General features: G+C 67.3%; 18 protein-coding genes and 1 pseudogene. 14 read left to right on the forward strand and 5 right to left on the reverse strand.

Features of this window, described 5'->3' with window-relative positions:
- Nucleotides 1-28: 28 nt before the first annotated feature.
- From chrA to RZN05_RS01875, 3 genes are all read right to left on the reverse strand, one after another.
- The gene (gene chrA, locus RZN05_RS01865) at nucleotides 29-1,426 is read right to left on the reverse strand and encodes a chromate efflux transporter (protein ID WP_317227539.1); all 1,398 of its coding nucleotides are present in this window, start codon (nucleotides 1,424-1,426) and stop codon (nucleotides 29-31) included.
- Nucleotides 1,423-2,247, reverse strand: coding sequence for a sulfurtransferase/chromate resistance protein (locus RZN05_RS01870; RefSeq protein ID WP_317224928.1), 825 nt, complete (start codon nucleotides 2,245-2,247; stop codon nucleotides 1,423-1,425). Before RZN05_RS01870 ends, chrA begins: the two co-directional genes overlap by 4 nt.
- A gap of 132 nt (nucleotides 2,248-2,379) precedes the next feature.
- Nucleotides 2,380-3,408 carry a LacI family DNA-binding transcriptional regulator gene (locus RZN05_RS01875; protein WP_317224930.1) on the reverse strand — a complete coding sequence of 343 codons (1,029 nt, stop codon included), beginning with the start codon at nucleotides 3,406-3,408 and terminating at the stop codon, nucleotides 2,380-2,382.
- A gap of 235 nt (nucleotides 3,409-3,643) precedes the next feature.
- Here RZN05_RS01875 and RZN05_RS01880 point away from each other — a divergent pair, with 235 nt between their 5' ends.
- Entirely contained in the window at nucleotides 3,644-5,080 is a 1,437-nt protein-coding gene (locus RZN05_RS01880) for a glycoside hydrolase family 28 protein (protein WP_317224931.1), read from the forward strand.
- Nucleotides 5,077-6,384 (forward strand): pectate lyase family protein, encoded by a 1,308-nt coding sequence (locus RZN05_RS01885; protein WP_317224932.1) that lies wholly within the window; start codon nucleotides 5,077-5,079, stop codon nucleotides 6,382-6,384. Before RZN05_RS01880 ends, RZN05_RS01885 begins: the two co-directional genes overlap by 4 nt.
- A 6-nt stretch (nucleotides 6,385-6,390) precedes the next feature.
- Here the strand turns inward: RZN05_RS01885 and RZN05_RS01890 are convergent, their stop codons facing one another.
- Together RZN05_RS01890 and RZN05_RS01895 are read right to left on the reverse strand one after the other, a co-directional pair.
- A complete protein-coding gene (locus RZN05_RS01890; protein WP_317224933.1) occupies nucleotides 6,391-7,380 on the reverse strand; it encodes an alpha/beta hydrolase in 990 nt (329 codons plus the stop codon).
- A gap of 23 nt (nucleotides 7,381-7,403) precedes the next feature.
- Nucleotides 7,404-8,945 (reverse strand): carboxylesterase/lipase family protein, encoded by a 1,542-nt coding sequence (locus tag RZN05_RS01895; RefSeq protein ID WP_317224934.1) that lies wholly within the window; start codon nucleotides 8,943-8,945, stop codon nucleotides 7,404-7,406.
- 126 nt (nucleotides 8,946-9,071) lie between these two features.
- On the opposite strand from RZN05_RS01895, the gene RZN05_RS01900 reads away from it, so the two are divergent.
- The 12 genes and pseudogenes from RZN05_RS01900 to RZN05_RS01955 all read left to right on the forward strand — a co-directional run bounded on the left by RZN05_RS01900 (nucleotide 9,072) and on the right by RZN05_RS01955 (nucleotide 20,947).
- Nucleotides 9,072-10,553 carry a UxaA family hydrolase gene (locus tag RZN05_RS01900; protein ID WP_317224935.1) on the forward strand — a complete coding sequence of 494 codons (1,482 nt, stop codon included), beginning with the start codon at nucleotides 9,072-9,074 and terminating at the stop codon, nucleotides 10,551-10,553.
- A gap of 123 nt (nucleotides 10,554-10,676) precedes the next feature.
- Nucleotides 10,677-10,949 carry a UvrB/UvrC motif-containing protein gene (locus RZN05_RS01905; RefSeq protein WP_317224936.1) on the forward strand — a complete coding sequence of 91 codons (273 nt, stop codon included), beginning with the start codon at nucleotides 10,677-10,679 and terminating at the stop codon, nucleotides 10,947-10,949.
- A 23-nt stretch (nucleotides 10,950-10,972) separates the two neighbouring features.
- A complete protein-coding gene (locus tag RZN05_RS01910; protein WP_317227540.1) occupies nucleotides 10,973-11,212 on the forward strand; it encodes a DUF3253 domain-containing protein in 240 nt (79 codons plus the stop codon).
- A gap of 333 nt (nucleotides 11,213-11,545) precedes the next feature.
- The gene (locus RZN05_RS01915) at nucleotides 11,546-12,337 is read left to right on the forward strand and encodes a 2-keto-4-pentenoate hydratase (RefSeq protein WP_317224937.1); all 792 of its coding nucleotides are present in this window, start codon (nucleotides 11,546-11,548) and stop codon (nucleotides 12,335-12,337) included.
- 27 nt (nucleotides 12,338-12,364) lie between these two features.
- Nucleotides 12,365-12,661, forward strand: a complete 297-nt coding sequence (locus RZN05_RS01920; protein WP_317224938.1) for a hypothetical protein — start codon at nucleotides 12,365-12,367, stop codon at nucleotides 12,659-12,661.
- Nucleotides 12,658-14,046 carry a DUF885 family protein gene (locus RZN05_RS01925; RefSeq protein ID WP_317224939.1) on the forward strand — a complete coding sequence of 463 codons (1,389 nt, stop codon included), beginning with the start codon at nucleotides 12,658-12,660 and terminating at the stop codon, nucleotides 14,044-14,046. Before RZN05_RS01920 ends, RZN05_RS01925 begins: the two co-directional genes overlap by 4 nt.
- Nucleotides 14,043-15,350: pseudogene (locus tag RZN05_RS01930) on the forward strand (MFS transporter); the annotation flags it as partial. The gene RZN05_RS01925 and the pseudogene RZN05_RS01930, both read left to right, overlap by 4 nt.
- Before the next feature lie 250 nt (nucleotides 15,351-15,600).
- The gene (gene uxaC, locus RZN05_RS01935; RefSeq protein ID WP_317224940.1) at nucleotides 15,601-17,049 is read left to right on the forward strand and encodes a glucuronate isomerase; all 1,449 of its coding nucleotides are present in this window, start codon (nucleotides 15,601-15,603) and stop codon (nucleotides 17,047-17,049) included.
- A gap of 20 nt (nucleotides 17,050-17,069) precedes the next feature.
- Nucleotides 17,070-17,909 carry a 5-dehydro-4-deoxy-D-glucuronate isomerase gene (gene kduI, locus RZN05_RS01940; RefSeq protein ID WP_317224941.1) on the forward strand — a complete coding sequence of 280 codons (840 nt, stop codon included), beginning with the start codon at nucleotides 17,070-17,072 and terminating at the stop codon, nucleotides 17,907-17,909.
- Between the two features lie 149 nt (nucleotides 17,910-18,058).
- On the forward strand, nucleotides 18,059-18,814 hold the full coding sequence (gene kduD, locus RZN05_RS01945; protein ID WP_317224942.1) for a 2-dehydro-3-deoxy-D-gluconate 5-dehydrogenase KduD: 756 nt from the start codon (nucleotides 18,059-18,061) through the stop codon (nucleotides 18,812-18,814).
- A gap of 172 nt (nucleotides 18,815-18,986) precedes the next feature.
- Nucleotides 18,987-19,994, forward strand: a complete 1,008-nt coding sequence (locus RZN05_RS01950) for a sugar kinase (RefSeq protein WP_317224943.1) — start codon at nucleotides 18,987-18,989, stop codon at nucleotides 19,992-19,994.
- The gene (locus RZN05_RS01955; protein ID WP_317224944.1) at nucleotides 19,991-20,947 is read left to right on the forward strand and encodes an alpha/beta hydrolase; all 957 of its coding nucleotides are present in this window, start codon (nucleotides 19,991-19,993) and stop codon (nucleotides 20,945-20,947) included. The genes RZN05_RS01950 and RZN05_RS01955 overlap by 4 nt, the downstream gene beginning before the upstream one ends.
- The last annotated feature ends 3 nt before the right edge of the window (nucleotides 20,948-20,950 follow it).

Here is a 20,950-nt window from a genome sequence, read left to right on the forward strand (position 1 = left end):
TAGCTTGCGCGCTGCTCTGGCGAACGGCTCAGGCCAGCACGCCGAGGAAGTGCAGCCCGATACCAGCCGCCGAGGCTCCGGCGAGTGTGACGAAGATATTGGCGCGCAGGACGAACACCGCAAAGACCGCCGCCGAAGCCAGCAGCATCGCCCACGGATCGACGCTGTCGAGCACGGGCGTGTCGAACCTAACCGGCCCTATTGCGAGCATCACCGTTTGTCGGAACAGGGTGTGCAGCGCAAACCACACGGCCAGGTTGAGCACCACCCCGACGACTGCAGCGGTGATCGCCGAAAGCGCGCCTGCCACCGCGGCATTCCCCCGCAAGCGCTCGATGAAGGGGGCGCCTAGAAAGATCCACAGGAAGCAGGGCGTGAACGTCACCCAAGTGGCGAGCAGCCCGCCCAGCGTTCCCGCCACCAGCGGCGAAAGCGCGCCGGAATCGCGATAAGCGCCTAGAAACCCGACGAACTGGAGCACCATGATAAGCGGCCCCGGTGTCGTCTCCGCCATGCCAAGCCCGTCGAGCATTTCGGCGGGGCTCAGCCAGGCATGATTTTCGACCGCCTGCTGCGCGACATAAGCGAGAACGGCATAGGCGCCCCCGAAGGTCACCGTCGCCATCGTCGAAAAGAACGTGGCGATCCGGCTGAACACGTTGTCCGGACCCAGCGCGATCAGCAGCGCGGCGACGGGGCTCAGCCACAAGGCCAGCCAAATCAGCGCGGTGCGCGCGGTTTCGCGCCACGTCGGCCGCGCGTGCGCGGGCAGATCCTCGCCCAGCAGCGTATCGGCATCGGCAACGGTCGTGCCCTTTGAACCGCCATGACCGCCGCTGCGGAAGGCCGTATTGCCCTGCTTGCCCGACCACCAGCCGATCACGCCGGCGCCGAGCACGATCAGCGGGAACGGCGCGGCGAAAAAGAAGATCAGCACGAAGGCCGCAACCGCGAGCAGCCGCGCCGGCGCCGTCGTCAGCGCGCGCCCACCGATCCGCACCACCGCTTGCAGCACCACTGCCAATACGGCGGCCTTGAGCCCAAAGAACAACGCCGAGACGATGCCGATGCGCCCATAAAGCACGTAGATCCAGCTCAGCGCCATGATCGCCGCGGCGCCCGGCAGGATGAACAGCGCGCCGGCGAGGATGCCGCCCCTCGTCCGATGCATCAGCCAGCCGATATAGGTCGCAAGCTGTTGCGCCTCGGGCCCCGGCAGCAGCATGCAATAGTTTAGCGCGTGGAGGAAACGCTGCTCGCCGATCCACCGTTTTTCATCGACCAGGATGCGATGCATCACTGCGATCTGCCCGGCGGGCCCGCCAAACGACAGCAGCGCAATGCGCAGCCATACCCAGAATGCCTGGCGTAGGGTCACCGGCTGCGGTCGTGCAGACGGCACGACGCCGATCGTCGCCGCGGTCATGCCGGCATATTGCCGCGCGCGGGCCGGTGCGAGGTCCAATCATGCTTCTCGCCTTGCGCGTCGCGACACCAGCGGTACAGCGCGTCGTACACGGCCATACCGGCTTCGAGCTGCGCATGATCGTCGCTATGAATGCGGGAAAGACCCAGCGAAATTGCAAGAAGTCCGGCTGCCTCCGGCGCCACGTCGAGCCGGTCCGTGTCCGCGCCGCGAACGATCGCGGCGAGCCGCACTAGCGGCACATGCGCGCCGAGCCCGAACGCCCCGACCATCACGTCGAAGGTGCAGAGCTCGGCGTGGTGGCTCCAAAACACGCGCTCATCGTCCAGGTCGAACGGCTCTGCCTGCTGCTGCACTGCCACCGTCAGCACTTCGGCCGGTGCTACGAACAGGAAGCGGGCGTCGCGATCGACAAAGCGGCGGATAAGCCAAGGGCAGGCGATTCGATCGACCTTGGGCCGCGATCGGGTAACCCACCAGGTCCGCCCATCTTTATGCCGCTTCGGCAGATGCGCGAAGGAGACGGTCGGGAGCCCGGCGGCGGTCCAGGCAGCGAACCCGCCCTCAAGCACCTCGGCCGGGATACCCTCGCTGCGCAGGATCGCGGCTGCTGACGCTGCCCTGCCTTGCCCATCCAAATCGACGGCGACGACGGAGGCGCCCCTGGGTAGATCCCAATCGATCGGGTCTTTGCTGGCAAAACTCTGCGATCCCGGTATCGCCTCCGTCGGCGAGTCTCGCAGGTCGACGATGCGTGGCGATCCGGGCAGCGCGATCAGGCGCGCAAGCTTTTCGGGTGTGATGGTATTGTGAGCGGGCATGGCGCGTCCTCGGCATGGTGAGCTGGACGCGATTCTTCAGCTGACGCCTCGTGGGGAGATCGCAATCCCCATGGCTGTAATCAGCCACGCCGAGGCGTGCTTGTCAATCGCCGCGCGGAGCGTTTTGCCCGCTCACCCCGCTGCCGGTGCCACCGAAGCCCTGCGGATCAGCGTCGACACGAACAGCGACGCCTCGCCGTCTTCCTCCGCCGTGCCGCCTTCGCCGCTCACCAGCTTGAGCGCCGCCGCGCGCGCCATCGTCGCGATCGGCCAGCGCACCGTGGTCAGCGGCGGCCACAGGTGCGACGCGATCGGGGTGTCGTCGAAGCCGATGATCGACAGGTCCTGCGGCACGTTGAGCCCGCGCTGGCGCGCGACGTGGAGCACGCCCGCCGCCATTTCGTCGTTCGACGCGAACACCGCGGTCGGGCGCGGCGCCAGGTCGAGCAGTTGCTCGGCCGCGCGCATGCCGGATTCGAACTTGTAGTCGCCCTGGACGATCAGGGTGCGCTGGAGCGGCAGCCCGGCCGCCTCGATCGCCTCCTCATAGCCTTTCTGCCGCTCGAACGCCGAGCGGAAGCCATGCGGCCCCTGCACCAGACCGATCCGCTTGTGCCCCGATTCGATCAGATGCTCGACCGCGCCGCGCACGGCTTCGCGATCGTTCGAAGCGACCATGTGCGGCGCCTCGTCGAGCGGCGCCGATCCCATCCGCACATAGCGCACGCCCAGCTCGCCACAGAGCGCCGCCATCTGGTCGTTCTCGGAGATCGGCGGCAGGATCATCACGCCGAAGGGCCGCTGCCGCTCGAGGAACTGGCCGATGTCGGCGAGCATCGTCGGCGAGCCGCGATTGACCGGGTGGACGATCAGCTCGAACTCGGTGTCGCGCAGCACTTCGAGCATGCCCTGCTGGACGTTCAGGACCATCTGCGCGTTGGGATTGTCGTGAATCAGCCCGATCAGGAAGTTGCGCCGCAACGCCAGCGCGCGCGCCTGCGGATTGGGGACATAGCCGAGTTCGGCGATCACATCCTCGACGCGCTTGCGGGTGTCGGCGTTGAGCAGCGGCGACTGGTTGATCACCCGGCTGACGGTTTTCTTCGAGACGCCGGCGATGCGGGCGACGTCGTTGATCGTGGGCTGGTTGGTGCGCTTCATTGTCCTCAGGACATAGCGCGGTCGGGCGATTGCACCAAACGCATCCGGTGGCGCCGTGCGCGCCTCGCCCTAGGCGCGTCGAAGGGCCGTTTTTCCTTCATTGCCCTCCCGATCAATCGAGGGCGGCGCTCAGACGCGCTGGGCGCTAACGGGGAGGGGGAGTCTTGCCATCGCACGCAACTCCCTGATACCGGTGTCATGACTTGGCCGCAGAGCCGCGCGCATAGGAGATACGATGCTGCTCCAACAATCCCGTCGCGACCTGCTTCGCTATGGCACCGCTGCCGGCGCGGCAACGCTGCTGCCTGCCCAGGCATTCGCCGCCGCCGATCCGTGGCAGCGCGCCGCCGAGATCGCCCGGAAAGCCCGCGCCCCGGTCTTTCCACCGCGGACTTTCGACATCACCGCGCACGGCGCCAGGGGCGACGGCACCACGCTCAACACCGCGGCGATCGCCGGCGCCATCGCGGCCTGCGCCGCGGCGGGCGGGGGCAGGGTGCTCGTACCGGCGGGCGACTTCCTCACCGGTGCGGTCCATCTGAAGTCCAATGTAGAGCTGCATGTCGCCAAGGGGGCAACGCTGCGCTTCAGCACCGATCCGGCGCAGTATCCGATGGTCTTCACGCGTTGGGAGGGGATCGAGCTGATCAACTATTCGCCGTTGATCTATGCCTATAAGGCTAGAAACATCGCGATCACCGGTGCTGGCACGCTCGATGGCCAGGGCAGCGCGCAGCATTGGTGGGCGTGGAAGGGCCCCTGGGGCGGTACCGTCTCCTATGGCTGGCGCGAGGGAATGCCCGATCAGCGCAAGAGCCGGGCCGTCCTGTTCCAGATGGCCGAAGACCGCGTGCCGGTAGAGAAACGCGTGTTCGGCGATGGCCATTTCCTCCGCCCGCCCTTCATCCAGCCGTACCTCTGCGAGAATGTGCTGATCGAGGGCGTCCGAATCCGCAATTCGCCCTTCTGGAACGTCCATCCGGTGCTCTGCCGGAATGTCATCCTGCGCGGGCTCGACATTTATGGTCACGGCCCCAACAACGACGGCACCGATCCCGAGTCGGTCGATGGGATGCTGATCGAGGATTGCAGCTTCGACACCGGCGACGATTGCATCGCCGTCAATTCGGGGCGCAACGAGGACGGGCGGCGGCTCAACGTGCCGTCGCAGAACATCCTGATCCGCAACTGCCGGATGAAGGAAGGGCATGGCGGGATCACCGTCGGCTCGCAGATCTCGGGCGGGGCGCGCTGGGTGTTCGCCGAGAAGTGCCGGCTCGACAGCCCCGATCTCTGGTATGCGATCCGTTTCAAGAACAACGCCTTGCGCGGCGGGCTTCTCGAGAACTTCCACTATCGCGACATTGACGTGGGCCAGGTCGGCCGCGCCGCGATCGCCTGCGACTTCAATTATGAGGAGGGGGCGAAGGGCCGCTTCACGCCCGTCCTGCGGCATGTGAACATCACCCGGCTTCGCGCGCGCCAGGCGACGCGGGTGCTCGACAGCCAGGGGCTCCCCGGCGCGCCGGTGACCGACATCGCGCTGAACGATTGCAGCTTCGACGGGGTCACCGCGCCGAGCATTGTCCGCCATACCGAGCGGCTTTCGCTCCGAAATGTGCGCGTGAATGGCAAGACCGTGCAGAAACTCGACCGAAGCGTGCCCGCATGATGCCCTGGTTTGCGGTCCTCGCGCTTGCCGCGCAGCAGCTCGCTTTCCCCGGCGCCGAGGGCGCAGGCCGCTTTGCGCAGGGAGGCCGTGGCGGGCAGGTGCTGTTCGTCACCAACCTCGCCGATTCAGGCCCCGGCAGTCTCCGCGCCGCGGTCGAGACCAAGGGACCGCGCACGATCCTGTTTCGCGTATCGGGCACCATCAAGCTGACCAAGCCGCTGGTGATCCGTGAGGGCAGGGTGACGATCGCCGGTCAGTCGGCACCGGGCCACGGCATCACCCTGCGCGATCATATGCTGCAGATTTCGGCCGACGATGTCGTAGTGCGCTACATCCGCTCGCGGCTCGGCGACGAATCCAGGACCGAATCCGACGCGATCACGATCACCAGGGGCCGACGCATCATCCTCGATCACGTCTCGGCCAGCTGGTCGGTCGACGAAACCCTGTCGGTTTCGGCCAACTATGCCTCGCCCGAGCAAGGGTTTTACGACGTCACCGTCCAATGGTCGATCATTGCGGAATCGCTCACCCGATCGCTCCACGCCAAGGGCGAGCACGGCTATGGAAGTCTGATCCGCGGCGGCCGCGGATCGAAGGCGAGCTTCCACCACAATCTCTGGGCCAGCCACTCGGCGCGGATGCCGCGGCCGGGCAATTACAGCGGCCCGGAAGTCGATCCGGTCGGCGCGTTCTTCGATTTCCGATCGAACGTCTTCTACAATTGGGGCCGCGGCCACGCCGGCTACAATGCCGACAAGGCGGCGCTGGTACGCTACAATTTCGTCGACAATGCCTATGTCGCCGGCCCGCAATCGCAGAAGCCGATCGCATTCGACGAGTCGGATACGCTGGCCAAGGCGTGGTTCACCGGCAACAGCATGAACGGCACGATCCCCGCCGACCCGTGGAGCCTGGTCACCGGCGTCCAGCCCGAAGGGTATCGCCTGGCCGGGCCTGTGGACGTTGCGCCGGTAGACCCTGATACCGCTGCTTCGGCGTATCGTCGCGTGCTTAACGGCGCCGGCGCCTCGAAGGTGCGCGACGCCGTCGATGCACGCATCGTCGCCGGCGTCCGCGATCGCACGGGCCGCCAGATCGACAGCCAGCGCGATGTCGGCGGCTGGCCCGAACTGAAGAGCCTGCCCGCGCCTGCGGACCGCGACGAGGACGGCATGCCCGACGCATGGGAGCGCCGGCACGGGCTCGATCCGCGCAAGCCGGACGGCAACGCTGATCGCAACGGTGATGGCTTCACCAATATCGAGGAGTGGCTCGCCGACGCAGCGGCCGGACGCGGCTGAACCCGATCAGGCCAGCCCCTGGCTCCGCGTCCAGCTCAGGAACAGTTCGGGCCAGGCGCCGATCGGCTTGCCCATCGCGCGGGTCATTCCGAAGCCGTGACTGCCATAGGGGAACAGGTGTGTCTCGACCGGCACGCCCGCCGCCTTGAGTGCGGCGCGCAGCAGCAGGCTGTTCTCGACCGGCACGACATCGTCGTCCTCGGCGTGGAGCAGGAAGCAGGGGGGCGTGGACTTGTCGACATTGCGGTGGGGGGCGTGCGCTGCCTCGAGCGCGGCGCTCGCATTCTCGCCGATCAGCTGTTTTCGCGAGCCCATATGCGCGTCGGGCGCGGACATCGAGATCACCGGGTAGATCGGCGCGGCGAGCATCGGCCGCGCGCCGAGCCTGTCGGCGGCGTCGACCGGATCATAGGTCTTGGTGGCGTGCCGTGTCGCCAGGTCGGCGCAAAGGTGCCCGCCCGCCGAAAAGCCGATCGCTGCCACGCGCTCGGGATCGAGCGCATCGCGGATCGCGCGCGCGCGGATCAGCCGCATCGCCCGCTGCGCGTCCGACAGCGCGACATCGGGGCCGGCTTTCCAGCCGTCGCCGGGCAGGCGATAGAAGAGCACATAGGCAGTGAAGCCCTGCGCAGCGAGCCAGCGCGCCAGCCCATACCCCTCGTGGTCGAGCACGATCCGGACATAGCCGCCGCCCGGCATGATCAGCACCGAGGCGCCGTTGGCGACGCGCGGGCGGAACACCGCCAGCCGGGGGTTGGCGACGCCGCTCACCGAGCGGTCGGCGAGCATCGCGTTGGTGCTGCGTTCCTCGACCTTCTCGACTGGCAGCCTGGCCGGCTTGCCGGGGACGCCCTTTGGCCAAAGGTCGATCGTCTCGGTGGGGTCTGCCAGCCCCGCGGGCAGCGGTTTGTCACCCCTGGGCGGCGCGGACTGGGCGTGCGCCGCGAACGGGGTGGCAAGCGCTGCGAGCAGCGCGGAACGACGGTCAAGCTTCATGGGCAACCTCCTGGGCGCCCGGTTCAGGTGCCGGGCTGGATATAGGGCACGCGCGCGAACAGCTCGCGCTGCCATTGGCGCGGGTCGTTCGCGATACGATTCGGCATATCGAAGACCATCGTCGCGCGCTTGTCGAGGGCATAGCGCGGCCAGCGCGGCAGGCCGGGATGATTGGGGTCGCCCGTCGTGGCGAAGGCAACGAAGCAGTCCTGCATCGCCTGGGACATGGCGCGGGCGTCGGCGCCTGTGCCGGTATGCGAACCCTCGGCGCCGAGCGTGCCAAAGACGAGCGGGATGTCGAGCGTGTGGAAGGCGCCGCAGCGCGGATCGGTGCGCGAGGTGAAGTCCAGCTGATAGACCCAGGCCGGGGCGCCGGCCTTGGCGCGTTCCTCGGCCTCGATCACCTGGCCGCGCCAGCTGCGTCCGCAGGTCGTCGCGTCGTAGAAGACGCGCTCCGGCGTCCAGTCCGGGAAGCGCGCGCGATACTGTGCGACGACCCATTCGGGGAGGATGTCGATGCGCAGTTCGGGAGCGATCCGCTCGGCGATATTGTCCCAAGTGAGATCGCGCATCTTGGGGGAATCGGGTGCGACGAAGGCGCGGGTCTCGTCGTGCGTGTTGCCGAGCAGCATCGGGATAGCATTCGATTGCGGATTGGCGTCGGGCCAGAAGGGGTGGCGGGTGAGCCATTTCATGTCGAGCACCGGGCCGAAATAGACGCTCCCGCCGAGGATGGGATCGGTCGCGGACAAGCCTTCGATCAGCTTCTCGTGCGGCATCGTCAGCAAGGCATCGAGATCGTTGACGCCGAGCCTGGCGAGATAGGCGCGGGTGCGTGCGGTGGCGTTGAGCGGGCCCGAGGCAGTGACTTGCTGGCCGCTCATCGTCGCGGCGCGGTGGAACAGGCCGCGCGCTGCCGGCATGCCCATCATCGTCGCGATCTTGGCGCCGCCACCCGACTGGCCGAAGACGAGTACCCGGTTCGGATCGCCGCCGAAACTGGCGATGTTGTCGCGCACCCAGCGCAGCGCGAGGATCAGGTCGAGCTGGCCCAGATTGCCGCTGTCGGGGAAGCGCGAGTCGAGGCGGGCGAGGTAGAGATAGCCGAGCGCATTGAGGCGGTGGTTGACGCTCACCACGACCACGTCGCCGCGTGCCGCGAGGACGTGCCCGTCGTTGAGCGGATCGGTGACGCTGCCGCCCGAATAAGCGCCGCCATGAATGTACAGCATCACCGGTTTCCGGGCCGCGGGACGGGCGTCGGAGGTCCAGATGTTGAGGAACAGGCAGTCTTCGGACTGCGCGCCATAGCGGCTGCCCGATTGCGGCGCGACCGGGCCGAAGGTTGCTGCCGCCTGCACTTCGCCGGGGGGCGAGACGGCGACCGGCGCGCGGAAGCGATCGGCGCGGCCGTAGCGGATGCCGCGGAACACGCGGACGCCGCCCTCCAAGGTTCCCTGGAACAATCCGGCGGCGGTGCGCACGGGGGCGATGGACCGGGCCCAAGCGTGCGCCGGGAGCAGCGTTGCCGAGGCTCCGGCGATCAGCGTGCGGCGGTCGATCATCGCGCGTCCCCTCCTTTTTCTCTTTCTGAACCGGGTAACCGGTGTCAGTTGTATTGGCAACGACGGTTGCGCCGCCGGTCGTTTCGACCCAAATAGCCGCTGGCGCATGGGCGCCCCGGAACGCGCATGACCAAAGCCCTTAGAATCCATTCCAGCGACCACGTCGCGACCTTGCTCGAAGCGGTGTCGGCTGGCGGAGCGGTCGATGTCGGCGGCACCGCGATCGTTGCCCATGCCGACATCCCCAAGGGGCATAAGGTTGCGCTGCGCGATATTGCTGCGGGCGAGGAGATCGTGAAGTTCGGTTTCTCGATCGGCCGCGCCACGGCGGCGATCCGGGCGGGCGACCATGTCCACAGCCATAACCTTGCCACCGGCCTGTCGGGCACGCTCGACTATCGCTACGATCCGCATGCCGCGCCGCGTGCGCCGGCTTCCGACATGCGGACTTTCCTGGGCTATGTCCGCGAGGATGGGCGCGTGGGGACGCGCAACGAGATTTGGATCCTTCCCAGCGTCGGCTGCGTCGGGCGCACCGCCGAGCGGATCGCCGCCGAGGCCGGGCGCCGCCATGCAGGGCAGGTCGATGGCGTCCACGCCTTCGCGCATCCTTATGGCTGCTCGCAGCTCGGCGACGATCTCGGCGCGACGCGGCGGATGCTCGCCGCGCTCGCGGCGCATCCCAATGCCGGCGGCGTGCTGCTGATCGGTCTGGGCTGCGAATCGAACCAGATCGCCCGGCTGCTCGAAGACGTGCCCGAAAGCCATCGCCCGCGCATCCGCACGATCGTCGCGCAGACTTCGGCCGACGAGTTCGAGGAGGGGCTCGCCGCGGTTGCCGATCTCGCCGCCGAGGCCGCGAAGACCCGGCGCCAGCCGGTCGGCCTCGACAAGCTCGTCCTCGGCGTAAAGTGCGGCGGCTCGGACGGATTCTCAGGCCTGACCGCCAACCCGCTGGTTGGGCGGATGAGCGACGCGATCACCGCCGCGGGCGGCAGCGCGATCGTCACCGAAATCCCCGAGATCTTCGGGGCCGAGCAGATGCTGATGGACCGCGCCGAGAGCCGCGATGTGTTCGATGGCGTCGTCGGCGTGGTCAACGACTTCAAGACCTACTTCCTCAGCCATGGCGAGCCGGTCTCGGAGAATCCGTCGCCCGGCAATGTCGCCGGCGGGATCACCACGCTCGAGGAGAAGTCGCTCGGCGCGGTGCAGAAGGCCGGGCACGCGGTGCTGACCGACGTCAAGCGGTACGGGGAACGCATCGAGCGGACCGGGCTGACCCTGCTCGAAGCGCCGGGCAACGATGCGGTGTCTTCGACTGCGCTTGCCGCGGCGGGGGCGACGGTCATCCTGTTCACCACCGGCCGCGGCACGCCGCTCGGCTTCCCGGTGCCGACGGTCAAGATCGCGTCGAACAGCGAGCTTGCCGCGCGCAAGCCCAACTGGATCGATTTCGATGCGGGGCAGGTGCTGACCGACGGGTTCGAGGTTGCAGAGGAAGCGCTGATCGATCGGATCGTAGCGATCGCCTCGGGCGCGGAAACTTGTGCCGAGCGTAATGGAGAGCGCGAGATCGCTTTCTGGAAGCGAGGCGTTACGCTTTAGCCTAAGTCAAGCGGTAGCCGTAACCCATTCTCGGCCATTCCTGATGCCCGACCGTTCGATCGCTTGAAGAACCGATGTTAGGGCGCGATGCTGCCCTAAATCGCAGTCGCGCGTTGAGCGGTGATGACCGACACAATCGAGAACCTCCAACGCAAGATGGACGCTGCGGCTAGCGCGCTCGATTTCGAGGAGGCGCGGCGCATTCGTGACCGCATCAATTTGATGCGAGGTGGAGCGAGTGCTGCAGAGGCCGCACAGTCCGACACATCGGATTTGGTTCGCCAACAGCCGGGTGCCATGGGTCTTGGCACGAGCCGCCAGCGGCCGTCTCCTCTGCCAGGGTGGAAGCCGCCACCGAAGCCCGATCCAATGACGTCGGGCCGGAAACGAAAGTGAGGATGGATATCGCAAGTGCCGCCATGCTGACCCTGCTTGGCCAACGTGAACCGGGAGCAACGATATGCCCAAGCGAGGTCGCACGAATGGTTGCCGCAGAAATGTCTGCAAGTGATGGGGCTGATTGGCGTACCGGGATGCCGATCGTCCACGCTGCGGTCGATCATTTGGTGGCTCAGGGGCGTATCAGACTGAGTTGGAAAGGCAGGGCACTATCGGCGCGGTCCGGACCATATCGGATCGCCTGCGCGAACGGGAGCTAAGGGGGCAGCCGGAAGCGAACTCGAACCGGGGCAATTAGGGCGCTAGCTGCCACATGGGTCGGCTGAGATGAGCGACGGCTATCGCTTTCGCCGGCCCCAGCAGCGGCTAGGCAGGAAACCACCAATCTCAGGCGTTAAGTCGTCGCGTTTGTGGTGGTTTATGGATCCACGCTTCAGAAGGCTTGTCTCGCTACCTGAATTGCGGCTGGGTGAACCTCGTCATCTCGGGCAGGATGACGATGGGAGGCGAGCAATCTCCACACCCCCGTTGCCACTGACACCGGTTTCCTTTACGCCGTCGCCAAACTAGAGTGTGTGAGAGGAAGGCGCCTGGTGGGATCCGTAGAAATTGCCGATGACGCGCGTCGCATTGCCGAGGCGTTCGTCGAGGCGCGGCGCGAAAGCCGCGCGCTTCCCGACTTCCCTGGCGACATTCCTGAAGCGCTGGACGACGCTTATGCCGTGCAGGACCATGCGATCGCTTTCGATGGCCGGAAAATTGGTGGGTGGAAGGTCGGGCGGATCAATCCGCCGCGCGACGGCGTCGACCGGCTCGCGGGGCCGATCTTCACTGATACTATCGTCGATGCGCGCGAGGGCCTGGAAATGCCGATCTTCGGCGAGGGGTTCGGCGCCGCCGAGGCCGAATTCCTGCTTCGCCTGCGCGCTGCGCCGCCTGCGGGCAAGACGCGCTTCACCGAGGAGGAGGCCGCCGACCTGATCGACGTGGTGCATGTCGGGATCGAGATCGCCAGCTCGCCCTTTCCCGGGATCAACCAGCACGGCCCGACCGTGACGATCTCCGACTATGGCAACAATAACGGTCTCGTCATCGGCGCGGCGATCCCCGACTGGCGCAGCGCGGACATCAAGGCATGGCCGGTGACGCTCGACATCAATGGCGAGCGGATCGGCGCGGCGACGGCCGAGACGATGCTCGACGGACCCGTGGGCGCGGTGCGCTTCCTGCTCGAGTTGATGGCGGCGCGGGGCATCGCGCTGGAGGCCGGGCAATGGGTGTCCAGCGGGGCGGTGACCGGGGTGCATCCGGTCGAGCCGGGCGACGAGGTGGTGTGCCGGTTCGGCGAAGGGTTCGAAGTGAGCTGTGGGATCACCGCGGCATAGCAAGGCGGCAGCGCGAAAGGAGTGGGCATGGACGCGATGGCCGCAGCCGAGCCCGGCGCGAATCCGGCGCCGCGTCCCGTTCTGGACAGTCGCGCCGACGATGAAGCCTTGCCGCGCGGCGCGTTAACTGTAATCGTGCCGCGCATCGGCCAGGTCGATCGACTGGGCCGGGCGGTTTTCCTGGAGGGCCTTTCGGGTCGAATCGTGGCCTCCACGAGGATCGCGGCGCCCGCCGCACCGGCGGATCTTACGTCCAAGATGGCGAAGGTCCGTCAGACGGTGGCGACGGGCGCCGCGGTCCAAATGCCGTCTCCATGCCGGTGACCGGACTTTCCCGCCGCTCGATACTGGCCGGGCTGTCGGCATCGGTACTGCCGTTTTCCGCACATGCCCAAGCGAACGACGCGAAGCTGCGCGAGGCGCTCGATGGGCTCGGCCAACTGCCGGACTATAGTGCCAGGCTGGCGCGGCTCGCGGGCTTCGACCCGTCACAGCTGTCGCCTTCGGCGAGCCTCGATTTGCGAACGCTCCGCAATAATATTGCGATAGATTCGCAACTTGCCCGCCTTATGCCCGGTGGAAGGTCCGAGGGGCCGTATCGTCTTCCTCCCTTCGCCAGTATCGGACTCTGGCGCCACCCCAACGGCACCGCGGTGTATAGCCTGCTCCTGGAACGTCATGTCGGCGCGGGCGTCGGTCCGGAGGCCGCGCATCGCCGGTTCGAGCGTGCGGCCGACGTGCTCGGCCGGCGCGCGCTTCGGCTGATGGCGGGGTACACCGATACCGGCAGAAGCATTGGCGCGGGCTTCAAGGCGATGTTCGCAGAGCCGGCGTGGCTCTATGCGGACGACGATGCCGGGCGCGACCGCGCCGTGACCGACATGAACGGCTGGCTCGATCCCGCGCGTAAAGGGCTGCCCGAGCTGATCGGCCCGGTGCCGCCCGCCAGCCTCGACGTCCGCGTGCGCCGGATAAGCCGCGCCGACGAAGCGGCGGGCAAGGGGGGATATCGCGAGATCCCCGCGCCGGGGCAGCCGGGCGGGTATTTCGTCGACCTCAAGGATATTCGCCGCCGTCCGACGTGGACGCTGGGCAGCGTCGTCCATCACGAGCTTCTGCCCGGCCACATGGTCCAGCTGCCGATCGAGGCTGGAGCCGATGCGCACCCGCTGCGCATCGCCTATCTGCCTGCCTTTTCCGAAGGCTGGGCGATCCATGCCGAGCAATTGATGGCGCGCCGCGGCGCGTATCGCGACCTGTCGCTCGACGAGCTCGGCCATGTCCATTGGCTGCTGTTCCGCGCGGTGCGCGGGCTGATCGATACCGGCATCCACCATCGCCGCTGGAGCCTCGATCAGGCGCGCGCGGAATTCGACCGGCGCCAAGGCGTGTCGGCCTATTTCGCGCCGTTCGAGCGCGATCTCGAGCGCATCGTCGCCGAGCCTGCGATACGCGCCGCCGAAGCGCTGGTCTGGCTGGGCCTCGCCGAGCGGACACGCGGGCTGACCGGCCCCGCGCTGGGCCGCGCCAACCAGGCGATCCTGGCGCATGGCCGGAAACCGTTGCGATTTATCCCGAATGGTGGGAGTAGGGTGTGGTATGCGAAACGCTGCACCCCATGCTTCCCTCCAGCCCGGCTTGACGCTAACCAGCCGTCCAAGCCGCGAGCGGGTCTTGGACGGCATAAAGATAATGGGAGAGGCGAATGAGCGATACGCGTGAGGCGACCATAGCGGGCGCCGCCGAGCGAGTGGGGCGCTATCGTTGGGTCATTGTCGGCCTGCTCTTCGCTGCTACGGCAATCAATTATATCGACCGCCAGATGATCGGGCTGTTGAAGCCGATCATGATGGAAGATCCCGCGCTCCACATGGACGAGCGCACCTATGCCGACATCGTGGTATGGTTCCAGATCGCCTATGCGATCGGCTATCTCGGCTTCGGCAAGGTCGTCGACGCGATCGGCGCGCGGCTGGGCTATTCGGTCGCGGTCGTGGTCTGGACGATCGCGCACGTCGCGCATGGCGGCGCATACAGCGTCACCCAGTTCGCGCTTGCCCGCTTCGGCCTGGGCATCGGCGAATCGGGCAACTTCCCGGCCGGCGTGAAGTCGGTGACGACGTGGTTCCCGCAAAAGGAGCGCGCCTTTGCCGTCGGCGTGTTCAATGCCGGCGCCAATGTCGGCGCGATCGCCGCGCCGTTGCTGTGCTTCGCGCTGGTGCCGGTAGTCGGCTGGCGGATGACCTTCATCCTCACCGGCGTGTTCGGGCTGATCTGGCTGGTCGCGTGGCTGGCGATGTACCGCGACGATCCCGCCAAGCATCCGCGCGTCGGCGCCGGCGAACTCGCGCACATCACCCAGGATCCGGCCGATCCCGACGTCAAGACTCCGGGCCTGTGGCTGCGCCTGCTCGCCCAGCGCGAAACCTGGGCGTTCGCGCTCGGCAAGTTCTTCATCGATCCGATCTGGTGGTTCTATCTGTTCTGGCTGCCGGGCTATCTCGGCACGCAATATGGGCTCGACCTCAAGACCTGGTCGACGCCGACCGCGGCGCTGGCGCTGGGCGGCATCTATCTGATCTCGGACATCGGCAGTGTCGCCGGCGGCTGGCTGTCGGGCCGGCTGATGAAGGGCGGGATGAGCGTCAATGCGGCCCGGAAAATCACGATGCTGATCTGCGCGTTCTGCGTGCTGCCGGTGGTGTTCGCCACCTCGGTGCCGAACCTGTGGGCGAGCGTGCTGATCATCGGGATTGCCGCCGCGGCGCACCAGGGTTTCTCGGCCAATCTCTATACGATCCCCTCGGACACCTTCCCGCGCTTCGCAGTGGGCGCGGTGATCGGCATCGGCGGCACTGTCGGCGCGATCGGCGGGGCGCTGATGTCGAAATATGCCGGCGACGTGCTCGACCGGCTCGGCACCTATACGCCGCTGTTCGTGGTGGCGGGCGCGGCCTATTTCCTGGCCGTGCTCTCGGTGCATCTGCTGACGCCGCGGCTGGCACGGGTCGAGCGCTTCAGCGCCGCGACGCCCTGGGCGGTGATCGTCGCAGTGGTGTCGGGGCTGGTTGGCGTGGTAATATTCCTCGCTTCGGGCAAGAATGTCGACGGCTGCGTGCCGGTATGGATGGGGCCGGTGTCGCCGTGCTTCGCGCCGAGCAGCTATTGGGCGATCCTGGGCGTGTTCGCGGCGATTGCGATCCTGGCGATCATCGCCAACACGCTCACCCGCGAAAAGGCGCTGGAGGCGTAAGAGAGACACGATGACCAAGCCCCTCAAGCTCGACTCGGACCGGCTGTTCCCGGCGGACGACCGCACGCGGAGCATCGCGCGCGCGCTCTATCGGGAGGTCGCCGGGCTGCCGATCATCAGCCCGCACGGCCACACCGATCCGACCTGGTTCTCGACCAACGCCAACTGGTCGAACGCGACCGAACTGCTGCTCTCACCCGATCATTACCTCTATCGGATGCTCTATTCGCAGGGCGTCGCGCTCGACGATCTGTGCGTGCCGAGCAAGGCCGGGATGCCGGGGACCGATCCGCGGCAGGCGTGGCGGACCTTTGCCGAGAATTTCCACCTGTTCCGCGGGACGCCGTCCTCCGTGTGGCTGGGTCACGTGTTTGCCGAGGTGTTCGGGTTCGAGGTGGCGCTCGATGCCTCGACCGCCGATCTTTATTACGACCGGATCAACGAGAAGCTCGCGAGCGACGCGTTCAAGCCGCGCGCGTTGTTCGACCGCTTCGGCATCGAGTTTCTCGCGACGACCGAGGGGCCGCAGGATGACCTGTCGCCGCACCATGCGATCCAGAAGAGCGGCTGGCCGGGCAGGGTGGTCACTACCTATCGCCCCGACGCGGTGATCGACGTCGAGCACGAGCAGTTCGCCGGAGCGATGCAGGTGTTTGCGGAGAAGACCGGCGAGGACGTCTGGTCGTGGGACGGCTATCTCGCCGCGCACCGCAAGCGTCGCGCCGACTTCCGTGCGGCGGGCGCCACCGCGACCGACCACGGCCACCCGACGGCGCAGACCGGCAACCTTTCGAAGGCCGATGCCGAGGCGCTGTTCCGCACGATCCTGTCGGACAACTGGACCCCGGCCGATGCCGAGCTGTTCCGCGCGCAGATGCTCACCGAAATGGCGGCGATGTCGGTCGAGGACGGGATGGTCATGCAGATCCATCCTGGCAGCTTCCGCAACCATAATGGCGGGCTGTTCGCGAGCCACGGCCGCGACAAGGGGGCCGATATCCCGATGCGGACCGATTATGTCCGCGCATTGAAGCCGCTGCTCGATCGCTTCGGCACGTCGACCGAACTCTCGATCATCCTGTTTACGCTCGACGAGACGGTGTACGCGCGCGAGCTGGCGCCGCTGGCGGGGCATTATCCGTGCCTCAAGCTCGGCCCCTCCTGGTGGTTCCACGACAGCCCAGAGGGGATGCGCCGCTTCCGCGAGCAGGTCACCGAGACCGCGGGCTTCTACAACACCGTCGGCTTCAACGACGACACCCGCGCTTTCCTGTCGATCCCCGCGCGCCATGACGTTGCACGCCGGATCGACTGCGGCTTCCTCGCCCAGCTCGTCGCCGAGGGGCGGCTGCTCGACTGGGAAGCGCACGAACTCGCGCACGAGCTGACCAACGGGCTCGTCCGCAAAGCCTATAAGATTGACCAACAAGCGCCGGCCCCGGTGGCCGCCGCAGCCTGACCAACCCAACGGAGTATCCCATGTTCGACCGCACCTATTACGCCACGCACCCCGACATGATGGAGTGCGTCTCGAACGAGGAACTGCGCGACCGCTATCTGATCGACGGGCTGTTCCGCGAAGGCGAATGCGTCCTCAACTACACCCATGCCGACCGCTTCGTGATCGGTGGCGTTGCGGTTGCTTCGGGCAGCGTCAAGCTCCCGGATCAGACCGAGCCGGCATCGGCAGCGGGCCATCCCTTCCTCGAGCGCCGCGAACTCGCGATCGTCAACGTTTCGCCGGTCGAGGGCACCGTCGTCGTCGACAGCGAGACCTTCACGCTCGGCAACAAGGACTGCCTATACGTTACGATGGGCGCCAAGGATGTCCAGTTCTCGGGCGACGGCTCGCGTTTCTACCTCGCCTCGTGCCCCGCGCATAAGGGCTTCCAGACCCGGAAGCTGTCGATTGCCGACGCCAATGCGCTCGAGCGCGGCAGCCTCGAGGAATCGAACGAGCGCACGATCTTCCAGCTCGTCATCCCGGGCGTGTGCGACTCAGCGCAGCTCGTCATGGGCCTCACCGTGCTCAAGCCCGGCTCGGTGTGGAACACGATGCCGCCGCACATCCACGAGCGCCGCAGCGAGATCTATTTCTACTTCGAGCTCGACGGCCCCAACGACCGCGTCTTCCACTACATGGGCGAAGGCGAGGCGATGCGGCACATCGTGATGGCGAACGAGGAAGCGGTGATCTCGCCGCCCTGGTCGGTCCATATGGGCTCGGGCACCAAGGCCTATGCCTTCATCTGGGCGATGGCCGGCGAGAACCAGGACTATACCGACATGAACGTGCTGGACATCTGCCAGCTGGCGTAATCTGCATTCTCCCCTCCGTGCAAGGGAGGGGCTGGGGGTGGGTGCCGAGCCGCAAGGCTCGGCACCCCTCCGATAGCGACAAGCGCGACGCTGCGCGCCGCGCACCCACCCCCGACCCCTCCCTTGCAGGGAGGGGAGTGAGAGAGTGAATGACCAAGATCTTCGACCTGACCGGCAGGACCGCCATCGTAACCGGTGCGAATACCGGTATCGGCCAGGGCATCGCGCTCGCGCTTGCGGAGGCCGGTGCCAACATCGCTGCGGTCGGCCGCTCGGCTGCGACCGAGACCGTTGAAAAGGCGCGCGCGCTCGGCGTGAAGGCCGAGATCATCTCCGCCGATCTCTCCAGTATCGAGCCCGTGGGCAGGATTGTGGATGAGACTGTGGAAAAGCTCGGCGGGCTGGACATCCTCGTCAACAATGCCGGGATCATTCGCCGCAACGACAGCCTCGACTTCACCGAGGAGGATTGGGATGCGGTGATCGACACCAACCTGAAGTCCACCTTCTTCCTGTGCCAGGCCGCGGGCCGCCACATGGCCGCGCAGGGCCGCGGCAAGATCATCAACATCGCCTCGATGCTGAGCTTCCAGGGCGGCATCCGCGTGCCGAGCTACACCGCGAGCAAGTCGGGCGTCGCCGGGCTGACCAAGCTGCTCGCCTGCGAGTGGGCGGCCAAGGGGATCAACGTCAACGCGATCGCCCCGGGCTATATCGCCACCAACAACACCGCGCAGCTTCAGGCCGACGAAACGCGGAATCGCCAGATCGTCGAGCGCATCCCGGCCGGCCGCTGGGGCGATCCCGCCGACCTGGGCGGGGCGGCGGTGTTCCTCGCCTCGTCGGCGTCGGACTATGTCCAGGGCCACATCCTCGCGGTCGACGGCGGCTGGCTGGCGCGATGAACGACATCCTACACCAATCCTCCCCCGGAGGGGGAGGTGGCAGCGAAGCTGACGGAGGGGTAGTCGCGCCAAAGGATGCCTTCTCGCTCGTGGAGACTACCCCTCCACCAGCTTCGCTAGTCCCCCTCCCCCTCCGGGGGAGGATCGAAGGTCTCGCTCTCGGAGCCTGCGCATGACCATCGCATTCTTCGGCGAAGTCATGCTTCGCCTCTCGCCCCCGGGGCGCGAGTTGCTGCTCCAGACGCCCAAGCTGGAAGTCAATGTCGGCGGGGCCGAGGCCAATGTCGCCACCGGTCTCGCTTGCCTTGGCCACGCCACCCGGTTGATCAGCGCAGTTGCCGACAATCCGCTCGGCGGTGCCGTGATTGGCGAGTTGCGCCGGCGCGGCGTTGATACGTCGAGCGTGGCGCGCGAGGAGGGGCGGCTCGGCCTGTATTTCCTCACCCCCGGCGCCGGGCTGCGTGCCTCCGAAGTCGTCTATGACCGCGCGCATTCGGTGTTTGCCACGCGCCCGGCCGACAGCTGGGACTGGGACCGGCTGCTCGACGGCGCAACGCGGCTGCACTTGTCGGGGATCACCCCGGCGCTCGGCCCCAACACCGCCGCCGCCGCGATCGCTGCGGCCGAGGCCGCGTCGACGAAGGGTATCCCGGTCTCGTTCGACGGCAATTACCGCGCCAAGCTGTGGGAAGCCTGGGACAGCGATCCGCGCGGCGTGCTCACCCAGTTGATCGGCCATGCCGACATCCTGTTCGGCAACCATCGCGACGTCTCGCTGCTGCTCGGCAAGCCGTTCTCGGGCGAAGGCTCGGACCGGCGGCGCGAGGCGGCCGAGGCGGCGTTCGTGGCCTTCCCCAAGCTCCAGATCATCGCCTCGACTGCGCGGCATGTTGACGATGCCGACAGCCACCGCGTCTCGGCGCGGGTCGACACGCGCGGGGGCGCGCACCAGACCGACGAGATTCTGATCGCCGGGATCGTCGACCGGATCGGTGCGGGCGATGCCTTTGCGGCGGGCGTGCTCCACGGCTTGGTCGAAAGCGGCGGCGATCCCCGAGCCGCTGCCAAGTCCGGCCTCGCGCTGACCGCGCTCAAGCACTCGCTGCCCGGCGACGCCAGCCTGTTCACCCGCGCCGATCTCGCGGCGTTCGAAGGCGGCGGGCTGGACGTCCGGCGATGATCGATCGCCGGACGCTGCTGGCTTCGAGCCTGGCGATCGGCATCGCGGGCACCGCGCATGCCGGCCAAGTGCCCGAGCGCGTCAACCTCTGGCCTGGTATCCCGCCGGGGGGGGAGGGGCTGGCGGTGCGCGACGAGGTCGTCCTGCGCAATCCCAAGGGCGGCGATCCCGAGGACATCGCCTGGCCGCACATCGCCACCCCGGCGATGACCGTGGCGCGGCCCGCGCGGCCCAACGGTGCGGCGATTCTGATCCTTCCGGGTGGCGGCTATACGCGGATTGCGGTCCCGCGCCGACCATCGAACATCGCACAGATGTTCGCCGCGCAGGGGATCACGGCGTTCGAGCTGCTCTATCGGCTGCCGCACGACGGTTGGCATGGCGGACCGGACACGCCGCTCCAGGACGCGCAGCGTGCGATGCGGCTGATCCGCGCGGGCGCGGCGAAGTGGGGAATCGATCAGGCGCGCGTCGCCGCGATCGGCTTCTCAGCGGGCGGGCATCTGGTCGGCCAACTCGGCCAGCGCTTCGACCGCGCGGTGTACAAGCCGGTCGATGCCGTCGACAGCCAGTCGGCCCGGCCGATCGCGGTCGGCATGTTCTTCCCGGTGGTGTCGATGCTGCCGCCGCACGCGCACGCGCAGTCGCGCCGTGAACTGCTCGGGGCAAGCCCCTCTGACGAACTGGCGCGGGCCTATTCGCTCGAACGCAACGTGCCCAGGGCGACGCCGCCGACCTTCGTCTGCCATGCCGCCGACGACAAGACCGTGCCGGTCGCCAACAGCCTGGCGATGTTCGCGGGGCTCCAGGCGGCCGGGGTGCCGTCCGAGCTGATGATCGCGGAGAAGGGCGGACACGGTATCCGGCTGATCGAGCCGGGCGGTAAGCCGCATGTGTGGTTCGACGTGTTCACGGCGCTTGCCGGGCGGCATGGGTGGCTGCCTGCGGGCTGATCG

Origin of the sequence: Sphingomonas sp. HF-S4, from assembly GCF_032911445.1 — a bacterium.
In the GTDB taxonomy this organism is placed as follows: Bacteria; Pseudomonadota; Alphaproteobacteria; order Sphingomonadales; family Sphingomonadaceae; genus Sphingomonas; species Sphingomonas agrestis.